Below are 25,739 nucleotides of genomic sequence, written 5' to 3' on the forward strand. Positions count from 1 at the left end.
CTTTTTAAACTCTTCGTTGAATCTTTTCCGTTGTTCACCCATGTGAACACCTCCTGTTGAAGTTATTATTCACTTTCTCTTAAGAGGTGTCCACTTTCTATTCTAGGCCCAATGAATGACCGTTAGCGTCAATATTTCGGGAGTTTAACTTTCTTACGGAAATTCATGTCCATAAGCGCGCGAAATCTCTGACTAAACCGTGGAATAATCTTCTAATGGTCATCCATGTCCATTAATCACTTGGAATGGACGCGATGTTCGTTCTAACGGTCAACTTTGACCACTTGTCAGGACGATAACGTTGTTGTCCCTTCAATGTATAGTTGGTCATTTGACCAGCGTTTCACCGTTCGTACCCTGCACATTAAACCAAAAACTTCAATTCCCGATCCACGGCGCGAATCTCGATTCCGCCCACGGCCTTGCCGCTCAGCTCCGACATGACTTCAGGCGGTTGATTGTTTTCCAATTCCACCTTATAGGGATAACCATTGAAGGCATAACGAATCGCATTCGCTTCCAACTCCATCTTCGGCAATTCGGGCGTATCGCCCCATACCAGCTGAATGCCCCAGCCCGTCCAATTCGCGGTGAAAGCCATGCTGCGCTCCGAGCACTGAATCCGCAGCGTGCGCTCCCCTTCCAAACGAATCCGAATCGCAAGCTCGCCGATCACGGACTCATCCGTTTCCACCGCCTGTACGACGACCGGCACGGCCTTGCCTCCGTCGTCATAAATAACGGGACGGAGACCGGCCGACGTCAGCTTGTCGCTCCATCGGGCGCTGTCGACAACCGGCAGCGTATCGTAGTGGCTGTTTTTATCCAGGGCCACATCCTTCATATAGCGCTCTTCGTAACGTTCGTCGAACAAGTGAATGTCGCGAATCCAGAGGTCGCCGTTGTTGTTCAGTAGATTGATCCGGTAATAGCGGTTGTAATACCAGACCGATTGGCGGCCTTCATGCCTCCAATCCGTCAGCGCGACCAGCGAGGAGGCCGGCGTGACGGGATAATGGGCCCTGAACCATTCGCCCGATTCCGCCAGCGTTTCCACCTTCAATACGCCTTCCTCCCGTTTGCTGGCAAGCAGCTCGACTTGCTGAATCAAACCGTCCTTCATCAAATCCCAGCCGAAGGAGTTCTCCTGGCCGACTTGCGTGTAACCGAATGAGACCTGCTCCTTGCGGAAATTGACGTCGAAGAACCATCGGACCCACTCGGGAATGCCGCCTCCCCCTTCGTCGCCCGAATACACCGGCTCGAGCGTAATGACGCTCTGTCCATTGCCGCCCAGCTGTGCATCATACTGATAGATCGGGTCGCTGCCGAGCATGCGGAATACGGGAACCGGAATTTGGCATTCCTCCGTCTGGGCGGGCATGAATCCGTTCAAGCGGCTCGGATAATAGGCCTGATTGTAGTAGCCTCCCCACAGCGTATAGCCGTCCGTCCCCCATTGATCCTTGCAGTTGCAGGAAGCCACGATATGATACCGGTCGGACAAATAAGCCAATAAGTGCGCATCCATAAACCAGGACCCGACCGATCGCGGATAGTAGCCGAAGATCGCGCGGAAATCCTCCATCAGCACATCCGCCAGCCGCTCTCGTTCTTCCGGCGTATAGCCGACGGAGAAGGCGATATGCGCATGCCAATCCCAGGCGTAGCGGCCTCTCCACGGAATGCCCGCTTTCTCCGCCAGCGGCTGCACGACTTCGAACCATACGCCGATTTCCTGCGAGGCATCCGCTTCGCGCAGCAGCAAATCCGTAAATGCCGGATTGATCAACGCATCATATTGAAGCAGCCAGCTAGCCGGCAGGCCGTGCTTTTGCACGAGCGCAAGCTGCTCTTGGACCGGCTCGAGCAGATCGATCGGCTCTCTTGGCTCTACGCCGCGAATGAAGTTAATGATATTGACGTTATTCGGATAAACAGCTGCATTCATCGTTTACGCTCCGTTTCTGATTCCCCGAGAGGCTTGTCCATGTGATAGGCATAGATTCTAGTCACATCATCGTTCAAGGAATAGCCCTGCCCGACGTATGACCATTGATTTCTTTCATAATAACCGATCAGATCCGTGCAGAGATACAGGCTGGAGTAGCCTTTTTCCCTCGTCTCCCGTATGGCATGATGCTGCAGCAGCTCGCCGATCTTCCTGCCCCGGGCATCTGGATTCACGTACAGGCAGGCAAACCAAGGACACAAGTCCTGTCTGCTGTTCAAATCGCTTCTTAAGAGCGCATACGAACCCATGATGCGGTTCTCTTCGACAGCGACATAAAACCGCGGCAGATCGCTGTCCGTTTTGCAGGACTGAACGATGCAATCCCGGTAGAAATTCCGATTCGACTCCGCTCCCCATTGCCCCCAAATATAGGAAATGGCGTCTTCCAGGAGTTCAGGATGATGACGAACATCGAGAATTTGAAGCATATTTGGATTCTCCTCGCGTGCGACTTTTAATCATCTGCGTTACTGGGCTGTCAGCGAGTCCGCACTCACGGCAATCGCGGCAATCGCGGCAATCGTGGAGCTCACGGCAACCCCTGCATACGCCTACAATTATCATCGTTAATAATGGCATACTTATTCATATCCTCGAACTTCCCTTTGACGAAGAGATGTTTTCTCAGGATTCCTTCGAATGCCATGCCGCACTTCTCCATCACCCTCGCGGATCCCGTATTCGCGACCAGACAGCGCGCTTCGATTCGCACTAGCTGCAGGACTTCGAATCCGTATGCAATCACGCGCTCCACAACCTCGCTCATGATTCCCTTATTCCAATAGGGGCGCGATAACGCATAGGCGATCTCTGCCCGAGCATGCTTGGGGTTGCAATACACGAAGCCGACCGTGCCAATGATCGCTCCTGTTTCTTTATCTTCGATTCCCCAGGGGGCTACCTGCTGATCCTCATATAATTGGATGATATGATTGACGAATCCCTCCGTGTCCGCCTGCGTGATATGCGCGTACCAGCTCGTATAGCGGGCGACTTCGTTGTCCGAACAGTACTGATAGATTGCAGGCACATCGGCCGAGGTGATTTTTCTTAGCCTGACCCGCTCCGTTTCTAGCACGGGGTTACTGTAAATTGGCGATTCCATCGTCATCGTCACGCTCCTTATTGGTTATCCCTTGTCCGTCGCGAGCTGATCGCGAACGAACTTACGCGCGGCTTTATGATTCCAAATCTGTGCTTCCACATAAGGAAGGGTCCCTTCCGGGTGCATGGATGGGATCATGTCCATCAACTCGCTGGTAGCTAGCGCCCCGATCTCCGAGAGCGTAAAGACATGCCCATGAAGATGCGGGCGATAATAGGCCTCCGGCTTATCCCTGGCGATCCAATACGAAACCATGCTGTCCGGTAACGTGAAGCTAACGTCGCTTTCATCGAAAATCGAGAATGGCAATTGAACCTTATCCAGGCCAATCCCTGCGGTTAACGAATACTGCTCAATCCATGTAGACGACCCGAAAACCGCATAGAATGGATAGTTATCCTTCGGCTTGCCGCCTTTCGCAATAAATCGTTCCCTTAACCAAATCTCGGTTTCTCTTCTATTATCCCAATAGTCGGCTGGCTCCTTGAACCGTTCGAAGAAAGCCGAGTCGTCGCATAGATCACTCATGACTGCCATCGCTTCGGGCCTCGTTAATGCCGACAAGCTTCGGAATGGAACGGACTTGTAGTAGTGCGTCACATATTCAACCATTTGGATCCCCCTTGAGGTTCACGCTTCTTTGAGACTCACTTTGCGTTTCGTTCGAGTCTATAGACCATTAATTCTTCGTTCACGTAGGTGCTCGCATCTAATTTCATGGCGTGAATCTCTATGCCGTAGGTTTGAAACCCCAAGGATTGATAGAGTCGTTTGGCCGGTAGATTGGTATCTACTACGTATAAATTGATCTGCTCCAGTCCGGATAGGCGATGGGCGTCATGCAAGAGTTCCATTAATAATTGCTTCCCTATTCCTTGTCCTTGGTAGCGTTCCTCCACGTACATCCCCCACACCATGCCTTTATGCCGCATTTTGAGGGAAGTCTCCTGCCTGAATCCGACCATGCCAATCAATTCGCCTGTCTCCGTAAAAGCACCCACGATGAAGTTCTCGTCCGCTGCGGAAAATCGTTCTTGGATACGCTCGATCGGCGTATCTTGAGCTTCTTCGTACGAAGCTCCGAACGACTGCGGAAATCGCTGCAGCGCTTCTAATCGCAGGCTCCAGTAAGCCGCTATATCTTGAAATTGCAATCTTCTGATGTTCATCGAGTCACCTGCCTACATGGGCTTGGGATTCTAAATAGTCGTTCAGTTCCTGCCTCGTCGCTGCATGTAAAATGATGCTGTCCGACGTCAGCATTCGCTCCAGCAAACTCGACTCCTTGACTTTGCGTCCCCATTTTCTCGAGAAGGATCGCCAGTCGCACACCATTTCGATGATATACTTTCGCGGCATCGGCAATGCTTCCCTCGCATGCTTATTGACCACCCAATGCTCCCAATGGTGCTTGTTGCGATTCTGATGGTGCAGCCACGCGTATTGCCATCGCAATTCGGTCTGTTCGTCCTTGCAGTCGGCATAGAATTTGAGAGCATAGGGGACAAATTCTTTGGGATGAAATTTGGACAGGTCATGCACGATGCCCTGGAGATATAATCCTTCTCGCCAGCATTCGACGAGGACGTTTATTTTGTGGTCCACGACGTACAGGAAATAACGCCAGTAGGCTGCGATAGGAATAGGCGTCGTCTCCTTTGGTTTGTAGTTTGGGGTTTCTTCGAGATGACTGAACGTCATTCTTATGGAAGGTTTATTCCGCCTTCACATGGTACGCAGTCATCTCGCGATCTGCCCGAATCTCCAAGACCCCTTCTACAGCTGGGGTTTCCTACTTTATGAGTTTCAATAGTTCATCCTCAGCTACGCCTTTTGTTACCTTATCTAGTTCCGATGAAGCAAACCAGTCCGGATTCAGCGTGTTGCCGCCCGCATATTTAACTACATGAGTTACGGCAGACGCCGACACATAGATGTTATGATGCTTGAAGGGCTTAACGTCCATGGTCTCCCCCTTCGCCAAATAAGTGAACGTTACTTGACCCGTGTCGATAAGGTCCGCGAACACGATCCATCCACGCTCGACAATATACAGTTCATGCAATTGCTTATGATAATGGCTATTTTCCCAAACGCCTTTATTAGACCCCTCTGATCTTATATACGAGCTCCCGTCTTCGTTCACTAATCGAAAACGTCTTTGACCGTTTTCCATTTCGTTATGGGCCACGTCGGTTCCCATTAGTTTTGCCTCTTCCGGCGTGATCGTCCTCCAGCTTCCCTCAACGCTACTCATCCCCACGAGCCTCGAACGCATACGCCTGGCGCAGCGGCTTGGACAACTGGCCGTTCTCCCACGGAAGCAGCAGATCCGCCATAAAGCGCTGCCATTTCGCCTCGGCCGGCGTCGCCGCGATCCCGCGCATCGCTTCCTCGTAATTCTCGACCTGCATGTGAGCGAATAACGTGCCGTCTCCCATGTGGAAGATATGGTACTGCTTGATCCCGTATTTGGCGAAAGCGGCCTCCAGCTCGGGATCGACATTGTCATGCCGTTTGATATATTCCTCGATGTTGGCAGGGTCGATGCGAAGCGCGAATGAGATATGTTCCATGGTCATTCTCCTCCTTGAATGGTTGATTGAGCCGCCGAATCAGCCTAAGCCCTCTCTTACGATACTTAGCAGCTCATCGCGATGTTCCGGATGACAAGCAATGATGTAAGGTTCTTCTTTCATCCCCATAAACGGATTTCCCTCGAAATCGATGACGATGCCTCCGGCTTCTTTAACCATCAACAGACCGGAATACAGATCGTCCCCCTCGGAGTTGTACAAAATAATGCCGTCGATATCGCCTTTGGCCAGCATGCACCATTGCAAGGTCGGCGCCCATAATCGCATCATCCGTTTGAAACGCAAATCAATATGCTGTCTCAACCGAACGGCTCGATCGTCATTCCGCACGACATGCCCTTGAATCCAGCCGACGTTCCCCTTGAGCAGATTGGGGTTGCTTCTCACGGACATCGGCTTTCCGTTACAGAATGCGCCTTCGCCAACGGCGGACACGAATAAGCGGTCCGTCATCGGCTCATAGATAACGCCCAGAACCGCTTCCCTCTGGTACATTAACGTGATCGATACCGTAAACACCGGCAGTCCGATGGCATAGTTATTCGTTCCGTCCAGCGGATCGATTAACCACAGCCAGTCGCTCTCGCTCCCCAAGCTGCCCGCTTCTTCGCTATGGATTTGATGATCGGGGAAAGCGGAGCCAATGTGATGCAGCAGATGCGCTTCGGCTAGATGGTCGACTTCCGTAACGACGTCGCCAAAATCGCCTTTCGTCTCCAGTTGGCCCACTTGATCGAATTTCTCTCTCGCAATGGCTCCTGCTTGCCGGATGATGCGTTCCGATAGTTCCCTAGCTTGTTGAATGACGCGAGTATCCATATGGCACCTCGGTTTACGTGGATTTTAGTAGAGTTAGGATTGCCGTAACAGCTGTGTTTGCCGTGACTACTGCGACTGCAGCGGATTCTCCAACCGCATAGATACGCTTCTTTCCCGAAAGCCCAATGACTTCCAAAACGCATAGCCGCTTTCATTCCCATGCAGCACTTCAATGTCCACATAAGTGGCGTTTAAATAGGCGAGCAGCTTGGAGAATGCCAGCCTTCCATAGCCGTTTCTTCTGCTATCCCTGCAGATGAAGAACTGCCTTACGTACAGCGGATCTCTCTGGTGATTGACTAGCGCATAACCTCTGACCTGTTCTTTCTCCACAAAGGTATAGGCCACGTAGCCTGTCTCCATAAACTGCCTCATGCGTTCCTTCAGTTGCACGACGTTCATCGGATTATCGTGCTTCTCGTCTTCGATCAGCTGCTTATTCAACTCAGCGAGCAGGTCCGCTTCCTCAAGCGTACAGGTATGAATCAGGATGCCGCTCATTCTACCATCGCCTCCGCTATCAACTTCAGCTGCTCATTCCGATGTTCCAAGAATCGTTTCATATAACGCCGGAGTACCGCTCGTTCGACCATCCATCCCAAGAACCCGAGCGGAGCCTCGAACTGCAGCGTATCCGTCATGATGGTTTTATTATCTTGCTCGCTAAACTCGTGCAGGTGCCTTAGTCTCTTGAAGGCACCTCTTTGCATGTCGTCCGTAAAATGAAACGGTCGTTCAAACGTTGTAATCTTCGACGTCAGCCGCTGTCTAATGCCAAAATGAGTCGCTTCAAAGGTGACCGTTTCCCCGAATCCGATCGGTCCCGAAGTAACGCCCCTTACGGCCTTTTCTTTCGTATGCTTCCATACGGTTTGGGTATGGATATCAATGTCCCTCGCTAGATCAAAACATAGATTGATCGGAGCATCGATCTCGATCCGCGTCGTAACGGTAACCACTTGGGCGCCACCTTTCCGTGCCATCCTCTTACTAGCAAGTATCCCACGGCATACTAGAAATTTCCATACCGAGCTTTTGGAAACTTATGAATTCCTCTATGAACGAAGGTGGGATTAAGCGTAAAGAAAGAGGCGCCAATCCGGCGCCTCTTTCTTGATGAACCTGCGTTCACCGCCCTCTTCTTCATCGTACTAGTGCTCATCTATCATTTCGCTCGAACAATCGCCACAGCTGCTGTCGATTTTCAGTTCCGTGCCCATGCCGGGTCGGCCTCCTTCAATAGATGAACACTTTCGCTCCGGATGTTGAGTATGAAACAAATGCGGTCACATCGGCGATTGAAGTCCTTTCGTATCTCTATATACTAATAATCAACAAATGCCATTTAATCAACGCGTGTTGAACAAGGCGTTTGAAAACGAAATTCGAAGGGATCGATTCGCATTGGAAAACATAGCCGGGAAAGTGGTCATTATAACGGGAGCATCAAGTGGCATCGGGGAAGCCACGGCCAAGCTGTTGGCTATGAAGGGAGCCAAGCTCGTATTGGCGGCAAGAAGAGAGGAACGCCTGCAAACGATCGTGAGCGAAATCGAGCAAACCGGCGGGAAAGCCGTATACCTGAAGGCCGACGTGGTTTCCTCCGAAGACTTGCAGAAGCTTGCGAAGTTCGCGCTCGAACGATACGGCTGGATCGACGTGCTTGTGAATAACGCCGGAATCATGCCGGTGTCGCGGCTGAGTGAATTAAGGGTCGCCGAATGGGATCAGATGATCGACGTGAATATTAAAGGCGTGCTGCATGGCATTGCCGCTGTATTGCCGATCATGAGAGAACAGCAGTCGGGGCATATTATCAATGTTTCTTCGGTTGCCGGCCATACCGTCAGCCCAACCTCGTCCGTATACAGCGCGACCAAATTCGCCGTCAGAGCGATTACGGAAGGGCTGCGCCAGGAAGAGTCGCCGACCTCCCGTATTCGAACGACTATCATCTCCCCGGGGATAACGGAGTCGGAGCTGCTAAACACGGTGACGAGCCCCGAGGTGCAAGCGATGGCTGGTCATTTCCGCGACATGGGCATTTCGCCGTACCGGATCGCCGGAGCGATCGCTTACGCCATCAACGAACCCGAAGATACGGGCGTTAACGAGATCGTGATTAGACCGACGGTTCAGAGTATGTGATTTAGTCTACGCTTTTACGTTGATTGCGATTCAACAAGTCGTTCGCGATTTGAAAAAGCGCCGGGACCCAAGGGTTCCCGGCTTTTTATGTGAATCGGTCCATAATCGTTAGGCGCCGTACCGAAACATCGGAGTACTATTTACCATTAAATTAAATAGACAAAAAACATATATTTTGTTTACTTTGTTTTAGGAGCGTGATATGATTCAACTCGACAAAGACACCAACGCGAAAGGATGATCGAGTTGAAATCATCTAAGAATATTATTTTGATGCTTATCGTTGCCTGCCAACTCATGATTATTCTCGACTCGTCCGTCATGGTCACCGCGCTTCCGGAAATCGGAGCGATGATGCACCTGTCGACGACAAGCCTGACTTGGGTACAGAACGCCTATATTCTCGTCTTCGGCGGTTTGCTGCTGTTAGGCGCCCGGACCGGAGACATTATAGGAAGACGGAGAACCTTGTCCTTGGGCATCGCCTTGTTTACGATCGCGTCCGTTATGGTCGGCGTCGCGCAATCGGCCGAATTCCTGCTCTTCTCCCGCGCCCTGCAAGGACTTGCGGCCGCATTCGCCACGCCGTCCACGCTGGCCCTGCTATCGGTCAGCTTCACGGAAGCGAAAGAGCGCGCGAAAGCAATTGCCGTTTATAGCGCCATCGCGGGCGGGGGCGGCAGCGTCGGCCTCGTGCTCGGGGGATGGCTGACCGAATACGTATCCTGGAGAGTCGGGATGTTCATCAACGTTCCGATCGGCATCGCCTTGCTCATACTCGCGCCGCGTTTCCTTCGCGAAACGGACAAAACCGCGGGCAAATTCGACGCGATGGGCGCTTTGACTTCCGTTCTGGGCATGTCGGCACTCGTGTTCGGGTTTATCCAGGCGGCTTCCGAAGGATGGGCGCGGCCGCTCACCTTGATTTCTCTGGCGTTCGGCGCGGTCATGCTGACGTCGTTCGTCTTTATCGAAGCCCGGGCGAAGCAGCCGATCACGCCGCTACGGTTATTTTCCAACCGTCGCAGATCCGGAGCTTATCTCGGCCGGTTTCTCATGGTCGCCGGAAACTTCTCGCTCTTTTTTTTCCTGCCCCAATATTTGCAAAACGTGCTCGGTTTCACCGCTTTCCAAGCCGGCATCGCCTTTCTTCCGATGTCGGTCGTGATGTTCGGGATGATGTACTTGATGCCAATGCTCGTTTCGCGGTTCGGCAATCTTAAAGTACTGATCTCGGGCATCGTGATCGCGATTATCGGCACGTTGCTGCTCAGCCGGCTTTCGTCCCATACGTTATATTTCCCCGAAATGTTCGTTCCATTGATCATTATGGGAATAGGGGCAGGCATGGTGTTCTCTCCGTTCACTTCGTTCGGCATCGCCGAAGTGGAGGCACGGGACGCGGGTGCGGCTTCGGGGCTCGTCAATGCCGCCCACCAAACCGGCGGCTCGTTAGGGCTCGCGATCTTGGTTACGGTATTCGAAACGGCGATCGGCGGGGGCGAAGCTTCCAAGTCCGCTATCGCTCACGCAACTTCGACGGCGATCCTCGGTTCGGCTGCGTTTCTGACGGCGGCGCTCGTCGTGGTGCTCGTCTGGTTCATGCCCGACCTGAAGCCGACCAAGAGATCCGTCGCGCAACCGAAAGGCAAAGTTCGGGAATCCGCCTGAAGGCGGCTGGAATCAAGAAAAGAAGGAGTCGCAGAATGATTTGCGACTCCTTCTTTTTATTGTTCCGGGCTATTGTTCTGCGCTATTGTTCCGCGCTATAAGGTACTGGTGAACTTCTCCACGAGATGGTCGATAATCGGTTCGATTTTCGAATCGTCGACGATCGACGCTTTATCCGCTTTAAACAGCTGCGTTTTTTTCAGCAGATAATAGTCGGCAAGCGATTGCCGAAACGAAATATTACGGGAAAGCAAATATTTGGGGTTCACGATTTCCCTTAGTAATACAACGTCTTGGAGCACAAGCAGGTGTTCGTTAATCGGATTGAAGACTCCCTTGCTTTGCCCGTTGCGGTAAAACCGGACGATTACTTCTTTCCGCTCGTTCAAAGCGGTCTTAAGCTCATCGTACAGCACCGGATAGACCGCTTGCAGTTCCTTCATAAACTCATCCGATATTTTCCCGGCAAGCGTCACGGACTGTTCGAACAAGCGTTGGAATCCGATTGCGTAGACGGTGTCGTCGTCTTCCGGTCCCAAGTCCTCGAGCTTGGCGACGTAATCCGCGAAAATGCGAACGACGCCTTCGATGACTTCTTCCTTCGAAGAAAAGTGCTTGTACAACGTGGCTCGGCTGACATCCATAAGCTTGGCGATGTCGTCCATCCGCAAGGCTTGAAACCCTTCTTTCATGACGGGGGTGATGAGTCTTTTCAAGCATTTCATCTTGGTTTTCTCTTGTTGGTCCGCGACTTGATCTCCCAAGCAAAATTCCCCCTTCCCCTTAAAAACCGTTACCTTCTATTATACATGAACCTAACATTGAAATACAAAAAAGCCGAAATAAACACATCTTCCTTTTTTTGTTCATTCGATACGAAGTCGCAGTTGGCCGCCAAAAGGTTAGGTGCTGCTATCGCTTGGCTGTCGTGACCCACATCTTGTTGGGTGTATTCGCTGAAATCGTAGGTCCATCCCATTTCATCCGCAAACCGTGAAAGTCCGCATCATCTGCGGAAAGCCGGTTCTGTTTTCGTTTATGCCATTAACCGCGTTTACTTGACCGCTTTTCTGTATATGCCGGTATGCGTATGGGGTAAATATTTCACCTTATATTTCTTTCCGACCGTCATTCCCGAATCGAATGCGAAGCCCAGCGTCTGGCCTTCGAAGACCACGTACTCGTTGAGATCTTTATGCTCGGAATAGGCATTCATCGGATAACCCTCCATCACCGCGTACTTTTGCGTGACCAGTGCATAATCGTCCTGCATGTACGGGGCAGCCCACCATAGAATCAATCCCGTCACCGCAAGGCATCCTGCTCTCCCTATCCATATGGATAGGAGCTGTCCCCATCTTGGCACGTCCGGTCTTGTCCACCTTAAGAGATCCGTTCTGAATATCAGCAAAAAGCACTTCATCGCAATAAACAGCAAAAATACCGTAAACACGGGGGCCGAAAGCATATAAACAATGTTCAAATGATGGATTCCTTTCTTGCGTCAGATCTTCGGCAAAAATAGCTAAGATACTTCCCAGTCCGGCTTTCGATTCATTTAACCAAATTACCGACGAACATGCCAGCCCCTCCCGTTTCCAAATTTTACAACGTCATTGGTTCTGTTTCCGCACGCCCTGCTTCCTGATGCAAATGCAAAGAGCTGATCTTGGCGGCAATAATAGCCGCTGCCAATAACAGCTTACCCTTAAAATCCGGCATTGCTTTTATTTCCAAAAAAGGGTATTTTATAGACGGCTTAGCGATAAGCAAATTCCTGAACGAAGGGAGATGTGTTTGAATGGCAACTGCTTATAGGGTGGTTCGGTCTTAAAACTGAATAGCTGGCATAGGCAAAAAAGCGGGGTATCGTCCGTATTATTTGGTATGCCATCCAAAGTAACCTTTCGTGAATAGTGCTGTTTGCAGGATACGATGAAGGTCGTATCTTTTGGCGTCCCGATGCCGCGCGACAGCAGCTTCTTTAGAGGCTGCTTGTCCGTGGCCTTTTTGCGTCCAAAAACAATAAATTATTGCCCGGCAGGGCGAGAGCGAGTAAAACGAAGACAAACGGAGGTTGGTAGAAATGATGATTACATTCGAAACTCTTATCTACACGTTAAGCCGACGGTTCCAGAAGGATATCATTTCAGCAGACTTCCAAACCATGCCATTACGCGGCGGAACTGTGGGAACCGTGTGCCAGGTAACGGGGATCGCCGAAACCGCAGACGGAGAACGATTACCGTACTGTATCGTGCTGAAAATTCAGAAGAAATGGGAGCGTTACGGAGATCCGGGCTCATGGCGCCGGGAATATGATCTCTATGCGTCCGACTTGGGTGCGACGTTCACGGACGCCTTCCGCTGGCCGACATGTTATCATGCAGAGATCAATGCCGAGGAAAATGAATGGCAACTGTGGCTGGAATATATCGACGGCGTAACCGGCTTAGACTTGACCAGTGATATGTTTGAACAGGCTGCGCTGGAGTTGGGACGCTATCAAGGCAAGTTGTATGCGGAGCAGCCCGCTGTGCTGCAGAGCCTGACCAACCTGAGCCATGCGGATTTCATGAAGAATAAGTATCTGCATTACCGGTCATGGCCGGTCGTCTACGATTATATACGCTCGGAGGACTGCGAATTCCCGCAGCACGTGCGGCAAATGCTAATCGACATCGACGAGCGCTCGGACGAGATACTCGCCCGCATTGAAAAATTGCCCCTCGTGCTCTGTCACCGGGACTTCTGGGTGACCAACCTGATCTATGCCGATGGGAAAATCGCGCTGATCGACTGGGATACATCCGGATGGGGCTACTTGGGAGAGGATCTCGCAAGCCTGATTGCGGATGAAGCGGATATCGATCACATGGTCGAATACTACCGGCGATGTGTTCCCGCGTATTACAAAGGCTTCTCGGAGCATGCGGATGCACCCGCTATCGCCGATCATTGCGTCTACGAGATGATCCTTCTCATATTCGGGTACAGACTTGTAGAGGGGTATCTCCACGCAGAGGATGATGACGAGAAGACGAAGCTTGTCCATACGCTTCAAAACGTCTATGAAATGAAGGCCTTCCCTTAATACCAACAACTATCAAGAACTTGATTCGATAAACGAAAAAGTCCGCAGAAACCGCGGACTTTTTTTTGGGCAAGATTGGACATGCTTATTATTTTTTAACCACAGGCACCCAAAATTCGCCGTAGAAGGTGCCGTCTCCGTTATCTTCCCGATACGTCGCGTTCGGACCGCCGATGTAAGCATAGTCGGTGATTTGGGACAAAACTTCGCCGAACGCGCGGTAAGTCAGCTGATCGAACAACGTTTCCTTGTCGCCATTTCCCGCGACCACGATGTACTCGCTCTCCGGAAACTCGATGAGGCGCGTTGCGTCTGTCACCGACTTGCCGGCTGCTACCGCAAAATAATTCCACGGTTTGCCTTGGTAAACCTCGTTAACGGACCATTCGCGATCGTCCTTTGCGGCGCTTTTGAGCTTATCGAACCGTCCGTCCGCTTTGAGCCCGCCCCAAAATTCGGCCTTTTCCTTTTGCATCGCCGGCATGTCTTGGAAATTCGATTGGATCGAAAAACCGTAAGCGGTCAACGTGAATGATTTTTTGTGTTCCAACGTGTAATTTGCCATGCGAGTTCTCCTCCTATTGGGCAATTAGCCTTCGACTTTTTGTACGCGAAGCCACATTTCGCCGTAGAATCCGCCGTTTTCGGCTGCTTTCGCGAATGTCGAGTTACCAGGACCAACGTATTTGTAGTCCGTAATTTCTTGCAGCAAGCCGCCGAACACTTTGCCGGTGATTTCGTCGGCAAGACGGTCTTTGTCAGCGCTCGTTCCAGGCACGACGAGGTACTCGCCAGCGAGAAAATCGAGGACGTCCGCGCCTTCCGCGTCGAACTCGCCCATCACGCCGAAGCCGCGCCAAGCCTTGCCGTTAACTAGGTAATTGATTTGGTATTCTTGCCCGTCCGCGAGCGCGAGAAGTTCGGCAAGCTTGTTGTTTTCAGTGATTTCCGCTTTTTTCGCCGCCGTTTTGGCTGCGTTGCCTGCCCAGTCGTTATAATCTTCAAGCGTAACACCGTAACCAGTCATTTTGAAATTCTCCGAGATTGTTTTGATGGAGTAAGTAGTCATTTTTATTCTCTCCTTTGCGGGTTTGTTTTACAAGATTGATTCTATTTTCCGAATGTATCAAAAAGTGATACCTTTATTTTCGACTTCGTACTTTCTGCTTCGCGCTTTCCGCCGCTTTTTTGATACAATACAATCATGAAGAAAACAGAACGAGTGAACCTGATCATGCGCTACATCAATAACCGCGCGCATTTTACGATTGCCGAGATTCAGCGGGAGTTCAAAATTTCCCGCGCGACGGCGATTCGCGACATTAACGAGATTCAGTCCATGGGTTTTCCGCTGACGACCGAGCTTGGCCGCGGCGGCGGATACAATGTCCTGCAAAATCAGTATCTGCCCTCCGTCCGCTTCACGCCGGAAGAGCTCAAAGCGATTTTCATCAGCTTTATCGCCTCGAAAAATTCGCAGCTGCCTTATCTGCACAATCGCCGCTCCATCACCGAGAAACTGATCGGCATCGCTTCGCAAACCCAGCAAGACGAGCTGATCGAGCTGAATCATATCCTGCTGTTCGAAAACACGAATCCTTCCAATCCGAATCTATTGGAGCTCGACGATGCGGCGCCCGAGGAGCTGAACCAGTTGATTTCGCTTGCCGTTCGGGATAAACACTTGCGCCTGACTTACGAGCTCAGCCCAGGCTGGCCGCAATTAATGGACGTTTTTTTGCTGCATGTCTTTAACTCGAACGCGCAGTGGCAGGCCGAGGTTTATGATTTGGATACGAATGAGTTTCGTTATTTGCCTGTCGTGATGCTGCGGGATTCGGCAATTTCCGAACGGGAGCTGAAGTGGTCGGAACAAGAGATTTTAAGCAAGAAGCTGCTGTTTGCACGCGAGTCCAATCTTGTCGTGAAGCTTGATGCGATCGGGATTCAGCGTTTTAAGCGGATGCACCCCCCGGGAATCATTTTGTCGTTCACCGGGATGTTTCAATCGAGCGGGATGTTCAATCTTCAACTGGACGTGACCGATGCGGATTCGCTGGCGTATTATGCGGATTGGCTTTTGTTCCTGGGGAAAGGTGTCGAGTTCGAACGAATTCCCGCCGAGCTGCGCGTGATTCTGGAAGAGCGTTTCAGGATGCCGCCTGCCTATTAAAATCTTAGATTTGCTCATTTCCCTTCTATTGTTTCAATCCACTTCCCTACAACGAAAAAAGGAGCAGTCGCCTCAGCAACTGCCCCTTGCTCTTCCTTAAGACCGATAAAGCCCCCGGTCCTCCGCTTCGCGATGCCATACCTGCATGAAGCCCGCTTCGCGATTATCCCATGCATAGTACGGGATCAGCTCGCAGAGTGCGCCTTCGGCCGTTCGGCCGTGCAGCACGGTCACGCCGCCGAGCAGCTCGCCGCGGTGCTGAACGGCAAACGCCGCCTGCGCATCCAGCGCGAAAGCATCGTAACCAAGCTCGGCATTGCCGGCTTGCTCGACGCAGTAGACCACCGGTCCGCGTTGGAAGGCGATCCGTCCCAGGTTCGCTTCCACCTCGGGACGGGAACGGACCGCTTCGACGGGCATATCCAGCTCCAGCTCGACGGTATCGCCCGGCGCCCATTGCCGCTTCAGGACGAGATATCCCTTCTCCGCCAACGACTCCGCTCCGCCGACGAACTGACCTTGCGCGGTTACGCGGTAGCCTTTGCACCAGCCCGGAAGGCGCAGACGCACCGCGAATTCCCCGGCTTGCTCCGGCGTAACCGTGAGCGTGACGCGTCCGTTCCACGGATAAGTCGTGGACTGCGCAACTTGTACCTTGCGGCCGCCGCTCAGCTCAATCGTCGTCTCGCTGCTCATATACTGATTGACCGTGATTCCGTCCTCCGCCTTGGCATACGTATACTGGCCGATGGACGGCAGGAATCGCGCGAGGTTCGTCGGGCAGCAAGAAGTATGGAACCATTCGACCCGATGGTGCTCGCCCTTGGACGCGAGCGGATTGACGTAGAAGAATCGGTCGCCGGACAAGGAGATTCCGGACAACGCGCCGTTGAACAACTCCCGTTCCACGATATCCGCGTACTTCCCGTCGCCGTGAAGCAGGTTCATCCGGTGATTCCAGAACGCCATCGCAATGGCTGCGCAGGTCTCGCAGTACGCCGATTCGTTCGGCAAATCATAATCATGCGTGAAGCCTTCGTTATGAACGGACGGCCCGATGCCGCCTGTCACGTACATGTTCCGCTCCACCGTATGCGCCCATACGCGATCCAGCGCATCCATATAAGCGGGATCTCCGGAGGCGAGCACGACATCGGCCATAGCCGTGTACAAGTACATCGCGCGGACCGCATGTCCCTTCACTTCGTGAATATCGCGGACCGGAACGTCGTCCTGGCAATACGCCGGCCCCCAGTCCGGCTTATCCCAGATCGCGCCGACGCCGTGACCATGGCCGCGTTCCTCGAGCAGCCAGAGCGCCAGCTTCCAGTACCGTTCTTCCCCCGTCGCGTGGAACAGCTTCACGAGCGCCAGCTCGATCTCTTCATGCCCCTCGGCCCAGTGGCGTTTGCCAGGCCCGAACACCGTATCGTAATGATCGGCCATCCGGCACGCAACGTCCAGCAGCTGTCGTTTGCCGGTCGCTTGATAGTAAGCAACCGCGGCCTCGATCAGATGACCGCCGTTGTACATCTCGTGCTTCTCCATGTCGGTCCACTTCTGGTCCGGCGCCTCCACCGTATAATACGTGGAGAGATATCCGTCGCGCTCCTGAGCCGCCTCGATCAATCCGATAATCCGGTCGACCTCCGCTTCCAGCTTCGGATCGCGATCCGTCATCAGCGCGTAGGCGGCGCCTTCCAGCACCTTGTACACGTCGGAATCGTTATAGTACATCCCCTCGTATTTGCCTTCCGCCAAGCCCGCGGCCAGCGCGAAATTCGCGATCCGGTTCGTCTCCTCGCATTTGCGCAGGCAGACGTCGATCGTGACGTTCTTCAGCGCCTCCAGCCGCGGACGCCAGAAAGCATCATCGATATGCACGGCGGAGAAAGGGACGCCCTGCCAGCCCTTCACCTGATTTTCTACCTTCGACATGCTTGCATGCCTCCTTGTCTAGTAGTCGTCTAGTAGTAGACGGATGCTGCACTCCTCTGACATTTCGAGGAAGCTGGCGAATGCTGCATTCCCCGACCTTTCGAGGAAGCTGGCGAATGCTGCATTTCCCGACCTCCGTCGGTGAACGCAAACCAATCGCCTTACGCAAACCAATCGCCTCTATCCTTTCAAGCCCGTCAGCGTTATTCCTTCCAAGAAGTAACGCTGTCCGACCAGGAAGACGACGACGCACGGCAGAACGACGGTTGCCGAAGCTGCCATGAGCAGGTCCCACTGCGCGGTGTAGCTGCCTTGGAACATTTGCAGGCCGAGCGCGAGCGTGAACCGGCTGTCGCTCTTCAAGTAAATGAGCGGTCCCATGAAGTCGTTCCACGAGCCGAGAAACGTAAACAACGCGACCACGATGACGGCAGAGCGGCTAAGCGGCAGCAGAATGCGCCAGTAGATCTGAAAATAATTCGCGCCGTCCACGAAAGCCGCCTCGTCGAAGTCCTGCGGAATCGTCAAGTAAAACTGGCGAAGCAGGAAGATATTGAAGATCCCGCCGCCGAAATACGCGGGCACGATCAGCGGATAGAACGTATCGTAGAAGCCGAGCTCCTTCCAGCCGATAAAGCTCGGAATAAGCGTCACGGCTGCCGGCAGCATCATGCCGGTCATGAGCACGGCGAAGATCATATCGCGCCCTTTCCAACGGATACGCGAGAAGCCGAATGCCGCGATCGTACTCGAGATGACCGTGCCGAGCAGCACGCTGACGACGATGGTGATCGTGTTCTTGAAGAACGTACCGAACGGCAGCACCGTCAAGGCTTCCTTGAAGTTTTCGAAATGGAACGGCTTCGGAATCCATTCCGGCGGCATGATGAAGATTTGGGACAAGTCCATCACGGAGCTGCGCAGCAGCCAGACGAACGGCACGATGAACATCACGGACACGATAAGCAGGGCGACATACCCTGCGGCAAGCTTCAGCCTGGATTCTCTCATGATCGATCCCCCTCGTAGTGCACCCAGGATTTCGAAGTTTTGAAGACGATGAAGGTGAAGATCAGAATAATGACGAACAGGATCCAAGCCAGCGCGGAAGCGTAGCCCATCTCCGTATCGCGGAACGCCGTCCGCCACAGATAGAAGACGAAGAACATACTCTTGTTATTCGGTCCGCCCTGCGTCAGGATATAGGCCTCGCTGAACACCTGGAAGGAGCCGATGATCGTCATGATCGTATTGAAGAAGATCGTCGGCGTCACCATCGGAATGGTAATATGCCGCAGCTTATGGAACCAGCCGCCGCCGTCGACGTCGATCGCCTCGTAATATTGCTTCGGAATGCCGGACAGTCCGGCTAGAAAAATAATGACCGTCCCGCCGATTCCCCACAGCGTCGTGAGGACGATGGACGGAATAACGCTCTTCTCTCCGAACAGCCAGCTGCTCGTCGGAAGGTGAAGCCAATCCAGCACCGTGTTGACGAGCCCGAGATCCGGGTTCAGCAGCCACAGCCAAATCATCGATGAAGCGACCGCCGGCACGATGCTCGGCAGGTAGATAATCGTCCGGAACATGGAACGGCCCTTCACGTTCATATTCAGCAGAAGCGCCAGGAGGAACGAGATGATAATGACCGCCGGCACGCGCAGTACGACGAAATAGAACGTTGCGCCGAGCGATGGGTAGAACAGCTCGTCTTTCCCCGAGAACAGCTTCGCGTAATTGTCGAATCCGATAAAAGTCGTCTGATCCTTGAAGACGTTATAATCCGTCAAGCTGAGATAGAAGCTTGCAACCATGGGACCCAGGGTGTAAATCAGAAAGCCGAGTATCGCCGGCGACGTGAACAGCAGGCCGTAAAACAACGCCTTTCGCTCTCTCTTGCTCGTGGTGCTTTTCTTCCGGTCGCGAGCGGTTTGCCCGTCAACAGCCGAAATCTCCATGCCAATCCCCTCCTGTCTATGGAAAAAGGCAGCGCTCCAGGTCGGAGCGCTGCCCCCGATAGCGGCCGTCCACAGCTGCGGACGGCCTTGCTTGACTCCGCCGGCGGCTTGCTTCCGGACGCCTCTTGCGTCCTTGCTCCTCGCCGGCGGCCGCGAACGAATGGTTTACTTCACGTCGCGGCGGCCTTGTACTTGCTCCTGCGCCTTCGCGGCAACCGCATCCAGCGCTTCCTTGGCCGACTGCTTGCCAAGCCATACTTTATCCATAGCAGGATTGATGACATCCATGATTTTGTTGAAGTTCTTGACGTACGACGTCGGCGTCGCGTGACTGTGGCTCAGCAGCATGTCGATGACCGCGCCTTTGTAGTTGGACGGACGGGACGGCAGATCTTTCGTCCATTGGGCCAGTTTGTCCGCATCCGTGTACCAATCCTTATGGGAAGGCATCCAGGTGCCGGCCTTCAGAACGTCCAACGAAGCATCCGGATCGATCAGTGCCTTGAGCAGCTCCCACGCTTCCTGCGGGTGCTTGGTCGACTTGAAGATCGAGAACATGCCGGCCACGACGGTCGTTACCGGTTCTTTCAATACCGGCATCGGCGCTACGTTGTAATTGAATTTGGATTGCGCAAGGCTTGCGGTTGCCCATTGGCCGTCGAAAGCCATGGCGACCTTCTTCGTTTGGAGCGCCACGTTCGTACCCGGAATGTTCTTCGATTGCAGCGGGGACGGCGCAACATGGTACACGTTGATCAGATCGGCCATCTTCTGGAGCGCCTCGACCGCTTCCGGCTGATTAAGCGCCAGCGTCTTGCCGTCGGCCGAGAGGAAATCCCCGCCGTTGGAGTAGATGAAGTTGCTGTAGACGCCCCACCACGTCGGCAGGTTGATGCCGAATTGCTTGATGCTCTTCGGATCGAAGCCTTCCTCGGTCGCGTTGCGGCCTTTATTGTCGATCGTCAGACGCTTCGCAACGTCTACGAATTGATCCCATTTCCATGCTTGCGCGGGATCTGCCGGCGGCGGCTCGATGCCCGCGTCCTTGAACACGTCTTCGTTATAGTACAGCACGAACGTTTCCGGTCCCGGTCCGATTCCGATCACATTGCCCGGCTCCGAGGAGTACGTAATGTTCGGCACCAGCGCATCGGGCGTGATTTCCGTGTCCGTGGACAGGTAATCCTGCAAATTCACGAATTTGCCCTGCTCGGCCAGCGGATAAGCGATCGTAGCCGATTCCATCATGGCGACGTCCGGCTCGTCGTTGCCGGCAACCATCGTCGTCAGCTTCGTATCGTAATCGGCGCTGATCGCTTGAAATTCCACGTTGATATTCGGATGCGCCTTCTCGAACTTCTCGATGGCGAATTTGTACGCCGCAACCTCGTCCGGCGCGCCCCAGCCCGTCAGCCGAAGCTTGATCTTCTCGCCGCTGCCCGCATTGGCCGATCCGGCGTTCGCATCCTCGCCTGCGCCGTTGTTGCCGGCAGCATTCGTACCGGCATTCGCATTGGTATTGGCATTGCCGCCGTCCGACTTCGTGCAGCCCGACAAGATGGCGATACTCGAAAGCATGACGACCAAGAGCACGGAAACGAATTTCCATTGATTTCTTAACATGAATAGCGAGCCCCTCTCTGCGTTCATCCTCATTGGCTCATAGCTGCAGTCTATGATGACTTTATTGTAAGTGAGCGGTAACGCTTACAAAACCCGAGCATTTTTAGAATGGTGGACTATTATTGGGTCTTGTGCGGAAGATGAATGTTCACGCTCGTTCCTTCGCCCGGCACGGAATGAATGGAGATGCCGTATTCGTCCCCGTACGCCATTCGGATGCGCGAGATCGTATTCTTGATGCCGACGGATGCGGATTCCTTGTATAATATCGCATCGATGCCTTCCTTGCTGATGCCGCGGCCGTTGTCGCGGATTTCGAAATACCGGCTTGAACCTTCCGCCCAGCCGCGTATCGTAATGAGTCCGCCCTCCTCCAACGCGCTGAAGCCATGCAGGATCGCATTTTCCACGAACGGCTGGAACAGCAGCCGCGGCAGCTTCTCTTCGTAGAGCGCGGGCTCGATGTCGTACGCGACGACGAATTTCCCCTCGAACCGGACGGTCATGATGTAGAAATAATTGCGCATCCACTCCAGTTCCTCCGCGAGATGCACCGCGCCCCAATCCTTGCGGGACGTATAATGCAGCATATTGGACAAGCAGACGAGCATGTGGCTGAGCTCCTTCTGATTGTTCTCGATCGCGGTCCAGTTCATGATATTGAGCGTGTTGTACAGAAAATGCGGATTCATCTGCATGTTGAGCGCCTGAATCTCCGCTTCCTTCTCCTTCAGCTTGATCTCGTAATTCTCCTTGACCAGCATGTGGATACGGTCGTTCATGCGATTGAACCGCTGCGACAGCAGGCCGAACTCGTCGTTGCGGGCGACCTCGACGCGGGTCTGGAAGTCCCCTTCGCCTACCGACCGCATCGCGCTCATCAGCTTCTTGATCGGACCGGTCATCCGGGCGAGGATGAAATACGCGAACAGCAGCGCGACGCCGATCAAGACCAGCGCGCTGACGATCGTCGACGTGCGGATGACGGGCACGAGATTGCTCACGAGCGCCGACTGCGGCGTAATGACGATCGACATCCAGCCCGTTACCTCCGAGCGGTCGAAGCAAACGATCTGGTTCTTGCCGTTCAGCTTGAGCCGCTCCGTTCCGCTCTCTCGCTTGCTTAGCGCATCGAGCCAGGACTGCTCGTAGCGCTTGGTGATCTGCGCTTTGTCGCTCGAGGCCACGACGAAATTATCGGGGTCCAGGACCATGTACGACGAGCCGGTCGGGATGCTCTTCTCGAACAGCTTATCGAGCACCGTCGATTTGTAGCTGATCGTCAGAACCGGACGCTCCACGTTCGGTTTGAGCTTCACCAGCGAGCTGTCCTCCATATGGGAAAAGTTAAGCAGCCGGGTCGCGGAGAACAAATACCGATAATCGATCGTCCCTTCCGTCAGCCAGGGCTGATCGAACATGCGGATAAAGTCGTACGTCGGGTACCAGACCATTTTGCCCGCCGCCTTCACGGCCTCCTTGTACACCAGGGACTGCGTCGGATCGCCTTGAGGCATGGCCCGCGACAAGCCGAAGCTGATGTACGACGTCCACAGCTGGGCGTTGTACACGTCCTCGTCTTGGGAGAAATATTTGCTTAGGATCGCGGACACCTGGCGGTCGGCCGCGATGAGCTCCTCTTCGCTCGCCGGATTGAGCATGTTGAAGATATTGAACAGATCCTTGTCCACGAACAGCGCGCGGCTGTTCTGATCCGCGATGCCCAGCTTCGTGTCGATCACGTCGTTGTTCTTCTCCACGACGGCGTATACGTTCTTCTGCGCCTGCTCGGTGACGACGTTCAGGCTCGTCCGATAGAACAGCGTGCTCAGTATGAACAGCGGCAGCGCGATCAGCGTCAGATAGCTGAGCAGCAGTCTCATCCGAAATGTCATGGCGCCTCCTCGTTCCCGGCGTTCGGCCTCGCCGTATGTTTATAAGCTTCCGGAGACAGTCCGACCTGCCGTTTGAACATCCGCGTAAAATATTTCGTGTCCCGGTAGCCGCACTGCTCCGCGATTTCGTATATTTTCAGCTGGCCTGCGGCGAGAAGCTCCTTGGCCCGGCGCATGCGCGCTTCCGTCACGTGATCGGAGAACGAGCGGCCCGTCCGGCTTTTGATTAACGTGCTGAAATACGACGCGTTGAAGTGAAACTGCACCGCCGCCATCTCGAGCGTAATATCCGCCTGGTAATTCGCTTGGATCCAGCTTAAGCAGGTGTCCACGACGAGCTCGCCGCGACCTTGCTTCCGCTCGGCAAGCGAACGCTGCACGGCGTTCAGGCACTCCAGCAGCAGATCCATCAGCGCGCCGCTGCCGGAGCAGGCGGCAATGTCCGAGGCGGCCGCTTGGGTGAGAACGTTTCCAACCAGCGGATCGACAATGTCCCGGGTACGGCTCTTGATCTTCATCAGCGTCAGCGCCGCATGATCCTTCATGAGCTTGGGATCGGTATGGCCTTGGGCGGCAAGCTCCCGGAAAGCCCTCCGGCACAACGCCTCGGCAGCTGCCAGCGTCGGTTCCTGAAGCGCTTCGAACAGCTCCTCTCCGTCCAGACGGAAGGCTGTGCCTGCCGCCTGCGGAACAATCGCTTCTCCGAAGACGACTCCTTGCCATTCTTCGTGGAAGGTATAGGCGAGGGCATTCCGGGCTTGACGGTACAGGGAAGGAATCGCGGCAGCGGTGCCGTCATTGGCGCCATATTCCTCTGTGGAGGGGGTCAGGTTTACGGTGACGTTTTCTACTATGACGTCACTCTTGGAAGAGGCGCTATTCTGAATGGCGACATATTCCTTGGCAGAGGCGCTATTCACGCCGGTTGCAGCGCTATCACGGGACGCTTCGGATAGCATCGATCCAATGCCGTGACGGAGCGCGCCATACTGCCGACATGAATGCGTAAGCGCCAGCAGCGCGCCGCGGAGCTCTTCCTGCCGCATCGGCTTCGCAAGCTGCAGCGCCGTGACCAGCCGTATCCCTTGATTGGGCTCCGTCTGCAGCGGGAATACGCATGCCTGCCCGAACCCCGAAGCAAGCCGGCTCAGCTGTTCCGTCAGCAGCTGAAGCGGTATCGATTGCGAATCCGGTTCGGCATCGCTGCGGTGCTGCGGCTGCCGGTTCACTTCGGTCAGCATCAGGACATCGACCTCCCGCAGCAGCTCCCAGTCGTACAGCCCCGACCGTTCCTCGGGCGGCAGCTCGCCGGCCAGCCACTGATGAAGCAGCCTGCTCCGATAGGCGGGGGAAGCCAGCTGCAGCTGCTGCAGCATCTCGGCGGATGCTTCCCGCGCCTGCATTTCGGCTGCGAGCTGCTGCTCCAGCCGCTCCAGCAGCGCTTCCACCTTGACGGTGTCCACCGGCTTCAGCAAATAATCGTAAGCGCCGTGTCGAACCGCGGTCTGGGCGTATTCGAACAGATTGTACGCCGATACCATGACGACCTTCGTTCTCAGCCCTTCTTCCTCCAGCCGCTTCAGAAAAGTAAGCCCGTCCATATTCGGCATCTGAATATCGCTGAGCACGACGTCGGGCAGCTCGGACCGTACGCTCGCGAGCGCGGCTTCCCCGTCCTTCGCCGTCGTTACATGCGCATCCGGGCGCATCGTCCGGAGCATGTGAACCATCCCTCTAACATGGCGAGGTTCGTCATCAACGATGAGAATGTTCATCACCGATCTCCTTTCAGCCTGTCTGATCTCTTGTTTTCTCCATACAGTACTACGTCTACCGATCGTTGGGTAGGGAATTTTTCAAGAGGATTTATTTTCCTTCGCCGGCGAAACGGTCTCAAGAACGGTTCGGAACGGCGGAAATGCATAATTCGAAACGTATTCCACATACTACCATTTTAATCAGGTCTTCTTATAAACCGGCCGGCAGAAGTCGGTTATCGGGGAGGGATCGCCGTGCGATTCAAAGACGTCTTCTCCATCATCGGTCCGCCGATGATCGGGCCATCAAGCTCGCATACCGCCGGCGCGGCGCGCATCGGACGGGCAGCGAGGCAGCTGTTCGGACCGCTTCCGCAACGGGCGGATATCGTTTTCTACGGCTCGTTCGCCGCGACGTACGAGGGGCACGGCACCTATGCCGCCATTGTCGGCGGCCTGCTGGATATGGCGACGGACGACGTCCGCCTGCCGGATTCGCTGGGGCTGGCCGAGCAGGCGGGGATGCGGGTAGAAGCGATTACGGGCAAAGGGCTTTTCTCTCATCCCAACACCGCCGAGCTTCATCTGTACGCGGACGCGAGCGACGAAGAGCCTGCGTTTACGCTGGTCGGCACCTCCATCGGCGGCGGCAATATCGAGATCGTCGATATCGATGGCTTCAAGGTGAAGATGTGCGGCAATTATCCGACCCTTGTCATTCGGAACGCCGATGCGCCCGGCATGATCGCGATCGTGGCGCGGCTGCTGCAGCATCACGGCATCAACATCGGCACGATGTCCGTCGACCGCAAGAGCCGCAGCGGCGAGGCGATGATGGTGCTGGAGACGGACGAGGATTTCCCGCCGACGCTGCGGGGCGAGCTCGCCGCTTATGCCGAGATCCATTCCGTTCGTTTCGTTCATATTACTTGAGAGGAGCGCGACCC

The 25,739-nt window shown here is 54.1% G+C and carries 26 protein-coding genes; 5 read left to right on the forward strand and 21 right to left on the reverse strand.

The annotated features are described in order from the left end of the window. Nucleotides 1-364: 364 nt before the first annotated feature. The 11 genes from AC0YNU_RS29415 to AC0YNU_RS29465 all read right to left on the reverse strand — a co-directional run bounded on the left by AC0YNU_RS29415 (nt 365) and on the right by AC0YNU_RS29465 (nt 7,494). Nucleotides 365-1,951 (reverse strand): hypothetical protein, encoded by a 1,587-nt coding sequence (locus AC0YNU_RS29415; RefSeq protein WP_475763006.1) that lies wholly within the window; start codon nt 1,949-1,951, stop codon nt 365-367. Continuing rightward, nucleotides 1,948-2,442 carry a GNAT family N-acetyltransferase gene (locus tag AC0YNU_RS29420; RefSeq protein WP_475763008.1) on the reverse strand — a complete coding sequence of 165 codons (495 nt, stop codon included), beginning with the start codon at nt 2,440-2,442 and terminating at the stop codon, nt 1,948-1,950. The genes AC0YNU_RS29415 and AC0YNU_RS29420 overlap by 4 nt, the downstream gene beginning before the upstream one ends. 101 nt (nt 2,443-2,543) lie before the next feature. Next, on the reverse strand, nt 2,544-3,125 hold the full coding sequence (locus tag AC0YNU_RS29425; RefSeq protein ID WP_475763010.1) for a GNAT family N-acetyltransferase: 582 nt from the start codon (nt 3,123-3,125) through the stop codon (nt 2,544-2,546). An 18-nt stretch (nt 3,126-3,143) separates the two neighbouring features. Beyond that, nucleotides 3,144-3,731 (reverse strand): hypothetical protein, encoded by a 588-nt coding sequence (locus AC0YNU_RS29430; protein WP_475763012.1) that lies wholly within the window; start codon nt 3,729-3,731, stop codon nt 3,144-3,146. Between the two features lie 35 nt (nt 3,732-3,766). Continuing rightward, nucleotides 3,767-4,288: a GNAT family N-acetyltransferase gene (locus tag AC0YNU_RS29435; protein ID WP_475763014.1), complete on the reverse strand. Its 522-nt coding sequence runs from the start codon at nt 4,286-4,288 to the stop codon at nt 3,767-3,769. 4 nt (nt 4,289-4,292) lie between these two features. After that, nucleotides 4,293-4,820, reverse strand: a complete 528-nt coding sequence (locus AC0YNU_RS29440) for a DUF5662 family protein (RefSeq protein WP_475763016.1) — start codon at nt 4,818-4,820, stop codon at nt 4,293-4,295. Nucleotides 4,821-4,911: 91 nt separating this feature from the next. Next, nucleotides 4,912-5,322, reverse strand: a complete 411-nt coding sequence (locus tag AC0YNU_RS29445) for a hypothetical protein (protein WP_475763018.1) — start codon at nt 5,320-5,322, stop codon at nt 4,912-4,914. 46 nt (nt 5,323-5,368) lie between these two features. Further along, entirely contained in the window at nt 5,369-5,695 is a 327-nt protein-coding gene (locus AC0YNU_RS29450) for an L-rhamnose mutarotase (RefSeq protein ID WP_475763020.1), read from the reverse strand. A 39-nt stretch (nt 5,696-5,734) separates the two neighbouring features. After that, nucleotides 5,735-6,535, reverse strand: coding sequence for an inositol monophosphatase family protein (locus tag AC0YNU_RS29455; protein ID WP_475763022.1), 801 nt, complete (start codon nt 6,533-6,535; stop codon nt 5,735-5,737). 66 nt (nt 6,536-6,601) lie between these two features. Continuing rightward, on the reverse strand, nt 6,602-7,036 hold the full coding sequence (locus AC0YNU_RS29460; protein WP_475763024.1) for a GNAT family N-acetyltransferase: 435 nt from the start codon (nt 7,034-7,036) through the stop codon (nt 6,602-6,604). After that, a complete protein-coding gene (locus tag AC0YNU_RS29465) occupies nt 7,033-7,494 on the reverse strand; it encodes an SRPBCC family protein (RefSeq protein ID WP_475763026.1) in 462 nt (153 codons plus the stop codon). Before AC0YNU_RS29465 ends, AC0YNU_RS29460 begins: the two co-directional genes overlap by 4 nt. Nucleotides 7,495-7,939: 445 nt before the next feature. Here AC0YNU_RS29465 and AC0YNU_RS29470 point away from each other — a divergent pair, with 445 nt between their 5' ends. After that, nucleotides 7,940-8,683, forward strand: a complete 744-nt coding sequence (locus AC0YNU_RS29470; protein WP_475763028.1) for an SDR family oxidoreductase — start codon at nt 7,940-7,942, stop codon at nt 8,681-8,683. A gap of 246 nt (nt 8,684-8,929) precedes the next feature. Further along, nucleotides 8,930-10,354: an MFS transporter gene (locus AC0YNU_RS29475; protein WP_475763030.1), complete on the forward strand. Its 1,425-nt coding sequence runs from the start codon at nt 8,930-8,932 to the stop codon at nt 10,352-10,354. 95 nt (nt 10,355-10,449) lie between these two features. Here AC0YNU_RS29475 and AC0YNU_RS29480 read toward each other — a convergent pair whose 3' ends face one another. Both AC0YNU_RS29480 and AC0YNU_RS29485 read right to left on the reverse strand, forming a co-directional pair. Then, on the reverse strand, nt 10,450-11,118 hold the full coding sequence (locus AC0YNU_RS29480) for a TetR/AcrR family transcriptional regulator (protein WP_475763032.1): 669 nt from the start codon (nt 11,116-11,118) through the stop codon (nt 10,450-10,452). Nucleotides 11,119-11,408: 290 nt separating this feature from the next. Continuing rightward, a complete protein-coding gene (locus AC0YNU_RS29485; RefSeq protein WP_475763034.1) occupies nt 11,409-11,663 on the reverse strand; it encodes a hypothetical protein in 255 nt (84 codons plus the stop codon). A 777-nt stretch (nt 11,664-12,440) separates the two neighbouring features. On the opposite strand from AC0YNU_RS29485, the gene AC0YNU_RS29490 reads away from it, so the two are divergent. Next, complete coding sequence (locus AC0YNU_RS29490; protein ID WP_475763036.1) at nt 12,441-13,448, forward strand: phosphotransferase; 1,008 nt, start codon at nt 12,441-12,443, stop codon at nt 13,446-13,448. Nucleotides 13,449-13,536: 88 nt separating this feature from the next. Here AC0YNU_RS29490 and AC0YNU_RS29495 read toward each other — a convergent pair whose 3' ends face one another. Continuing rightward, the gene (locus tag AC0YNU_RS29495; RefSeq protein ID WP_475763038.1) at nt 13,537-14,013 is read right to left on the reverse strand and encodes a GyrI-like domain-containing protein; all 477 of its coding nucleotides are present in this window, start codon (nt 14,011-14,013) and stop codon (nt 13,537-13,539) included. 24 nt (nt 14,014-14,037) lie between these two features. Continuing rightward, nucleotides 14,038-14,517 (reverse strand): hypothetical protein, encoded by a 480-nt coding sequence (locus AC0YNU_RS29500; RefSeq protein WP_475763040.1) that lies wholly within the window; start codon nt 14,515-14,517, stop codon nt 14,038-14,040. Between the two features lie 135 nt (nt 14,518-14,652). On the opposite strand from AC0YNU_RS29500, the gene AC0YNU_RS29505 reads away from it, so the two are divergent. After that, complete coding sequence (locus AC0YNU_RS29505) at nt 14,653-15,621, forward strand: helix-turn-helix transcriptional regulator (RefSeq protein WP_475763042.1); 969 nt, start codon at nt 14,653-14,655, stop codon at nt 15,619-15,621. 96 nt (nt 15,622-15,717) lie between these two features. Here the strand turns inward: AC0YNU_RS29505 and AC0YNU_RS29510 are convergent, their stop codons facing one another. The 6 genes from AC0YNU_RS29510 to AC0YNU_RS29535 form a co-directional block, all read right to left on the reverse strand. Further along, nucleotides 15,718-17,559, reverse strand: a complete 1,842-nt coding sequence (locus tag AC0YNU_RS29510) for a glycoside hydrolase family 127 protein (RefSeq protein ID WP_475763043.1) — start codon at nt 17,557-17,559, stop codon at nt 15,718-15,720. A 180-nt stretch (nt 17,560-17,739) separates the two neighbouring features. After that, nucleotides 17,740-18,570, reverse strand: coding sequence for a carbohydrate ABC transporter permease (locus AC0YNU_RS29515; RefSeq protein ID WP_475763045.1), 831 nt, complete (start codon nt 18,568-18,570; stop codon nt 17,740-17,742). Next, a complete protein-coding gene (locus tag AC0YNU_RS29520; protein ID WP_475763047.1) occupies nt 18,567-19,517 on the reverse strand; it encodes a carbohydrate ABC transporter permease in 951 nt (316 codons plus the stop codon). Before AC0YNU_RS29520 ends, AC0YNU_RS29515 begins: the two co-directional genes overlap by 4 nt. Nucleotides 19,518-19,682: 165 nt before the next feature. Continuing rightward, nucleotides 19,683-21,140 (reverse strand): ABC transporter substrate-binding protein, encoded by a 1,458-nt coding sequence (locus AC0YNU_RS29525; protein WP_475763049.1) that lies wholly within the window; start codon nt 21,138-21,140, stop codon nt 19,683-19,685. Between the two features lie 119 nt (nt 21,141-21,259). After that, nucleotides 21,260-23,035 (reverse strand): cache domain-containing sensor histidine kinase, encoded by a 1,776-nt coding sequence (locus AC0YNU_RS29530; RefSeq protein WP_475763051.1) that lies wholly within the window; start codon nt 23,033-23,035, stop codon nt 21,260-21,262. Next, nucleotides 23,032-24,810 (reverse strand): response regulator, encoded by a 1,779-nt coding sequence (locus AC0YNU_RS29535; RefSeq protein ID WP_475763053.1) that lies wholly within the window; start codon nt 24,808-24,810, stop codon nt 23,032-23,034. The genes AC0YNU_RS29530 and AC0YNU_RS29535 overlap by 4 nt, the downstream gene beginning before the upstream one ends. A gap of 237 nt (nt 24,811-25,047) precedes the next feature. Between AC0YNU_RS29535 and sdaAB the strand changes: the two genes are divergently transcribed. Beyond that, entirely contained in the window at nt 25,048-25,725 is a 678-nt protein-coding gene (sdaAB, locus tag AC0YNU_RS29540; protein WP_475763055.1) for an L-serine ammonia-lyase, iron-sulfur-dependent subunit beta, read from the forward strand. Nucleotides 25,726-25,739 lie beyond the last annotated feature (14 nt).

It is taken from the genome of Paenibacillus sp. J31P316, from assembly GCF_056269105.1.

Coding starts and splice junctions, on each gene's coding strand:
- AC0YNU_RS29460 (WP_475763024.1), bottom strand. CDS start 7,036: ATGAGCGGCATCCTGATTCATACCTGTACGCTTGAGGAAGCGGACCTG.
- AC0YNU_RS29490 (WP_475763036.1), top strand. CDS start 12,441: ATGATGATTACATTCGAAACTCTTATCTACACGTTAAGCCGACGGTTC.
- AC0YNU_RS29445 (WP_475763018.1), bottom strand. CDS start 5,322: ATGGGAACCGACGTGGCCCATAACGAAATGGAAAACGGTCAAAGACGT.
- AC0YNU_RS29430 (WP_475763012.1), bottom strand. CDS start 3,731: ATGGTTGAATATGTGACGCACTACTACAAGTCCGTTCCATTCCGAAGC.
- AC0YNU_RS29425 (WP_475763010.1), bottom strand. CDS start 3,125: ATGACGATGGAATCGCCAATTTACAGTAACCCCGTGCTAGAAACGGAG.
- AC0YNU_RS29495 (WP_475763038.1), bottom strand. CDS start 14,013: ATGGCAAATTACACGTTGGAACACAAAAAATCATTCACGTTGACCGCT.
- AC0YNU_RS29500 (WP_475763040.1), bottom strand. CDS start 14,517: ATGACTACTTACTCCATCAAAACAATCTCGGAGAATTTCAAAATGACT.
- AC0YNU_RS29510 (WP_475763043.1), bottom strand. CDS start 17,559: ATGTCGAAGGTAGAAAATCAGGTGAAGGGCTGGCAGGGCGTCCCTTTC.
- AC0YNU_RS29440 (WP_475763016.1), bottom strand. CDS start 4,820: ATGACGTTCAGTCATCTCGAAGAAACCCCAAACTACAAACCAAAGGAG.
- AC0YNU_RS29455 (WP_475763022.1), bottom strand. CDS start 6,535: ATGGATACTCGCGTCATTCAACAAGCTAGGGAACTATCGGAACGCATC.
- AC0YNU_RS29420 (WP_475763008.1), bottom strand. CDS start 2,442: ATGCTTCAAATTCTCGATGTTCGTCATCATCCTGAACTCCTGGAAGAC.
- AC0YNU_RS29525 (WP_475763049.1), bottom strand. CDS start 21,140: ATGTTAAGAAATCAATGGAAATTCGTTTCCGTGCTCTTGGTCGTCATG.
- AC0YNU_RS29450 (WP_475763020.1), bottom strand. CDS start 5,695: ATGGAACATATCTCATTCGCGCTTCGCATCGACCCTGCCAACATCGAG.
- AC0YNU_RS29530 (WP_475763051.1), bottom strand. CDS start 23,035: ATGACATTTCGGATGAGACTGCTGCTCAGCTATCTGACGCTGATCGCG.
- AC0YNU_RS29520 (WP_475763047.1), bottom strand. CDS start 19,517: ATGGAGATTTCGGCTGTTGACGGGCAAACCGCTCGCGACCGGAAGAAA.
- AC0YNU_RS29435 (WP_475763014.1), bottom strand. CDS start 4,288: ATGAACATCAGAAGATTGCAATTTCAAGATATAGCGGCTTACTGGAGC.
- AC0YNU_RS29415 (WP_475763006.1), bottom strand. CDS start 1,951: ATGAATGCAGCTGTTTATCCGAATAACGTCAATATCATTAACTTCATT.
- AC0YNU_RS29505 (WP_475763042.1), top strand. CDS start 14,653: ATGAAGAAAACAGAACGAGTGAACCTGATCATGCGCTACATCAATAAC.
- AC0YNU_RS29535 (WP_475763053.1), bottom strand. CDS start 24,810: ATGAACATTCTCATCGTTGATGACGAACCTCGCCATGTTAGAGGGATG.
- AC0YNU_RS29515 (WP_475763045.1), bottom strand. CDS start 18,570: ATGAGAGAATCCAGGCTGAAGCTTGCCGCAGGGTATGTCGCCCTGCTT.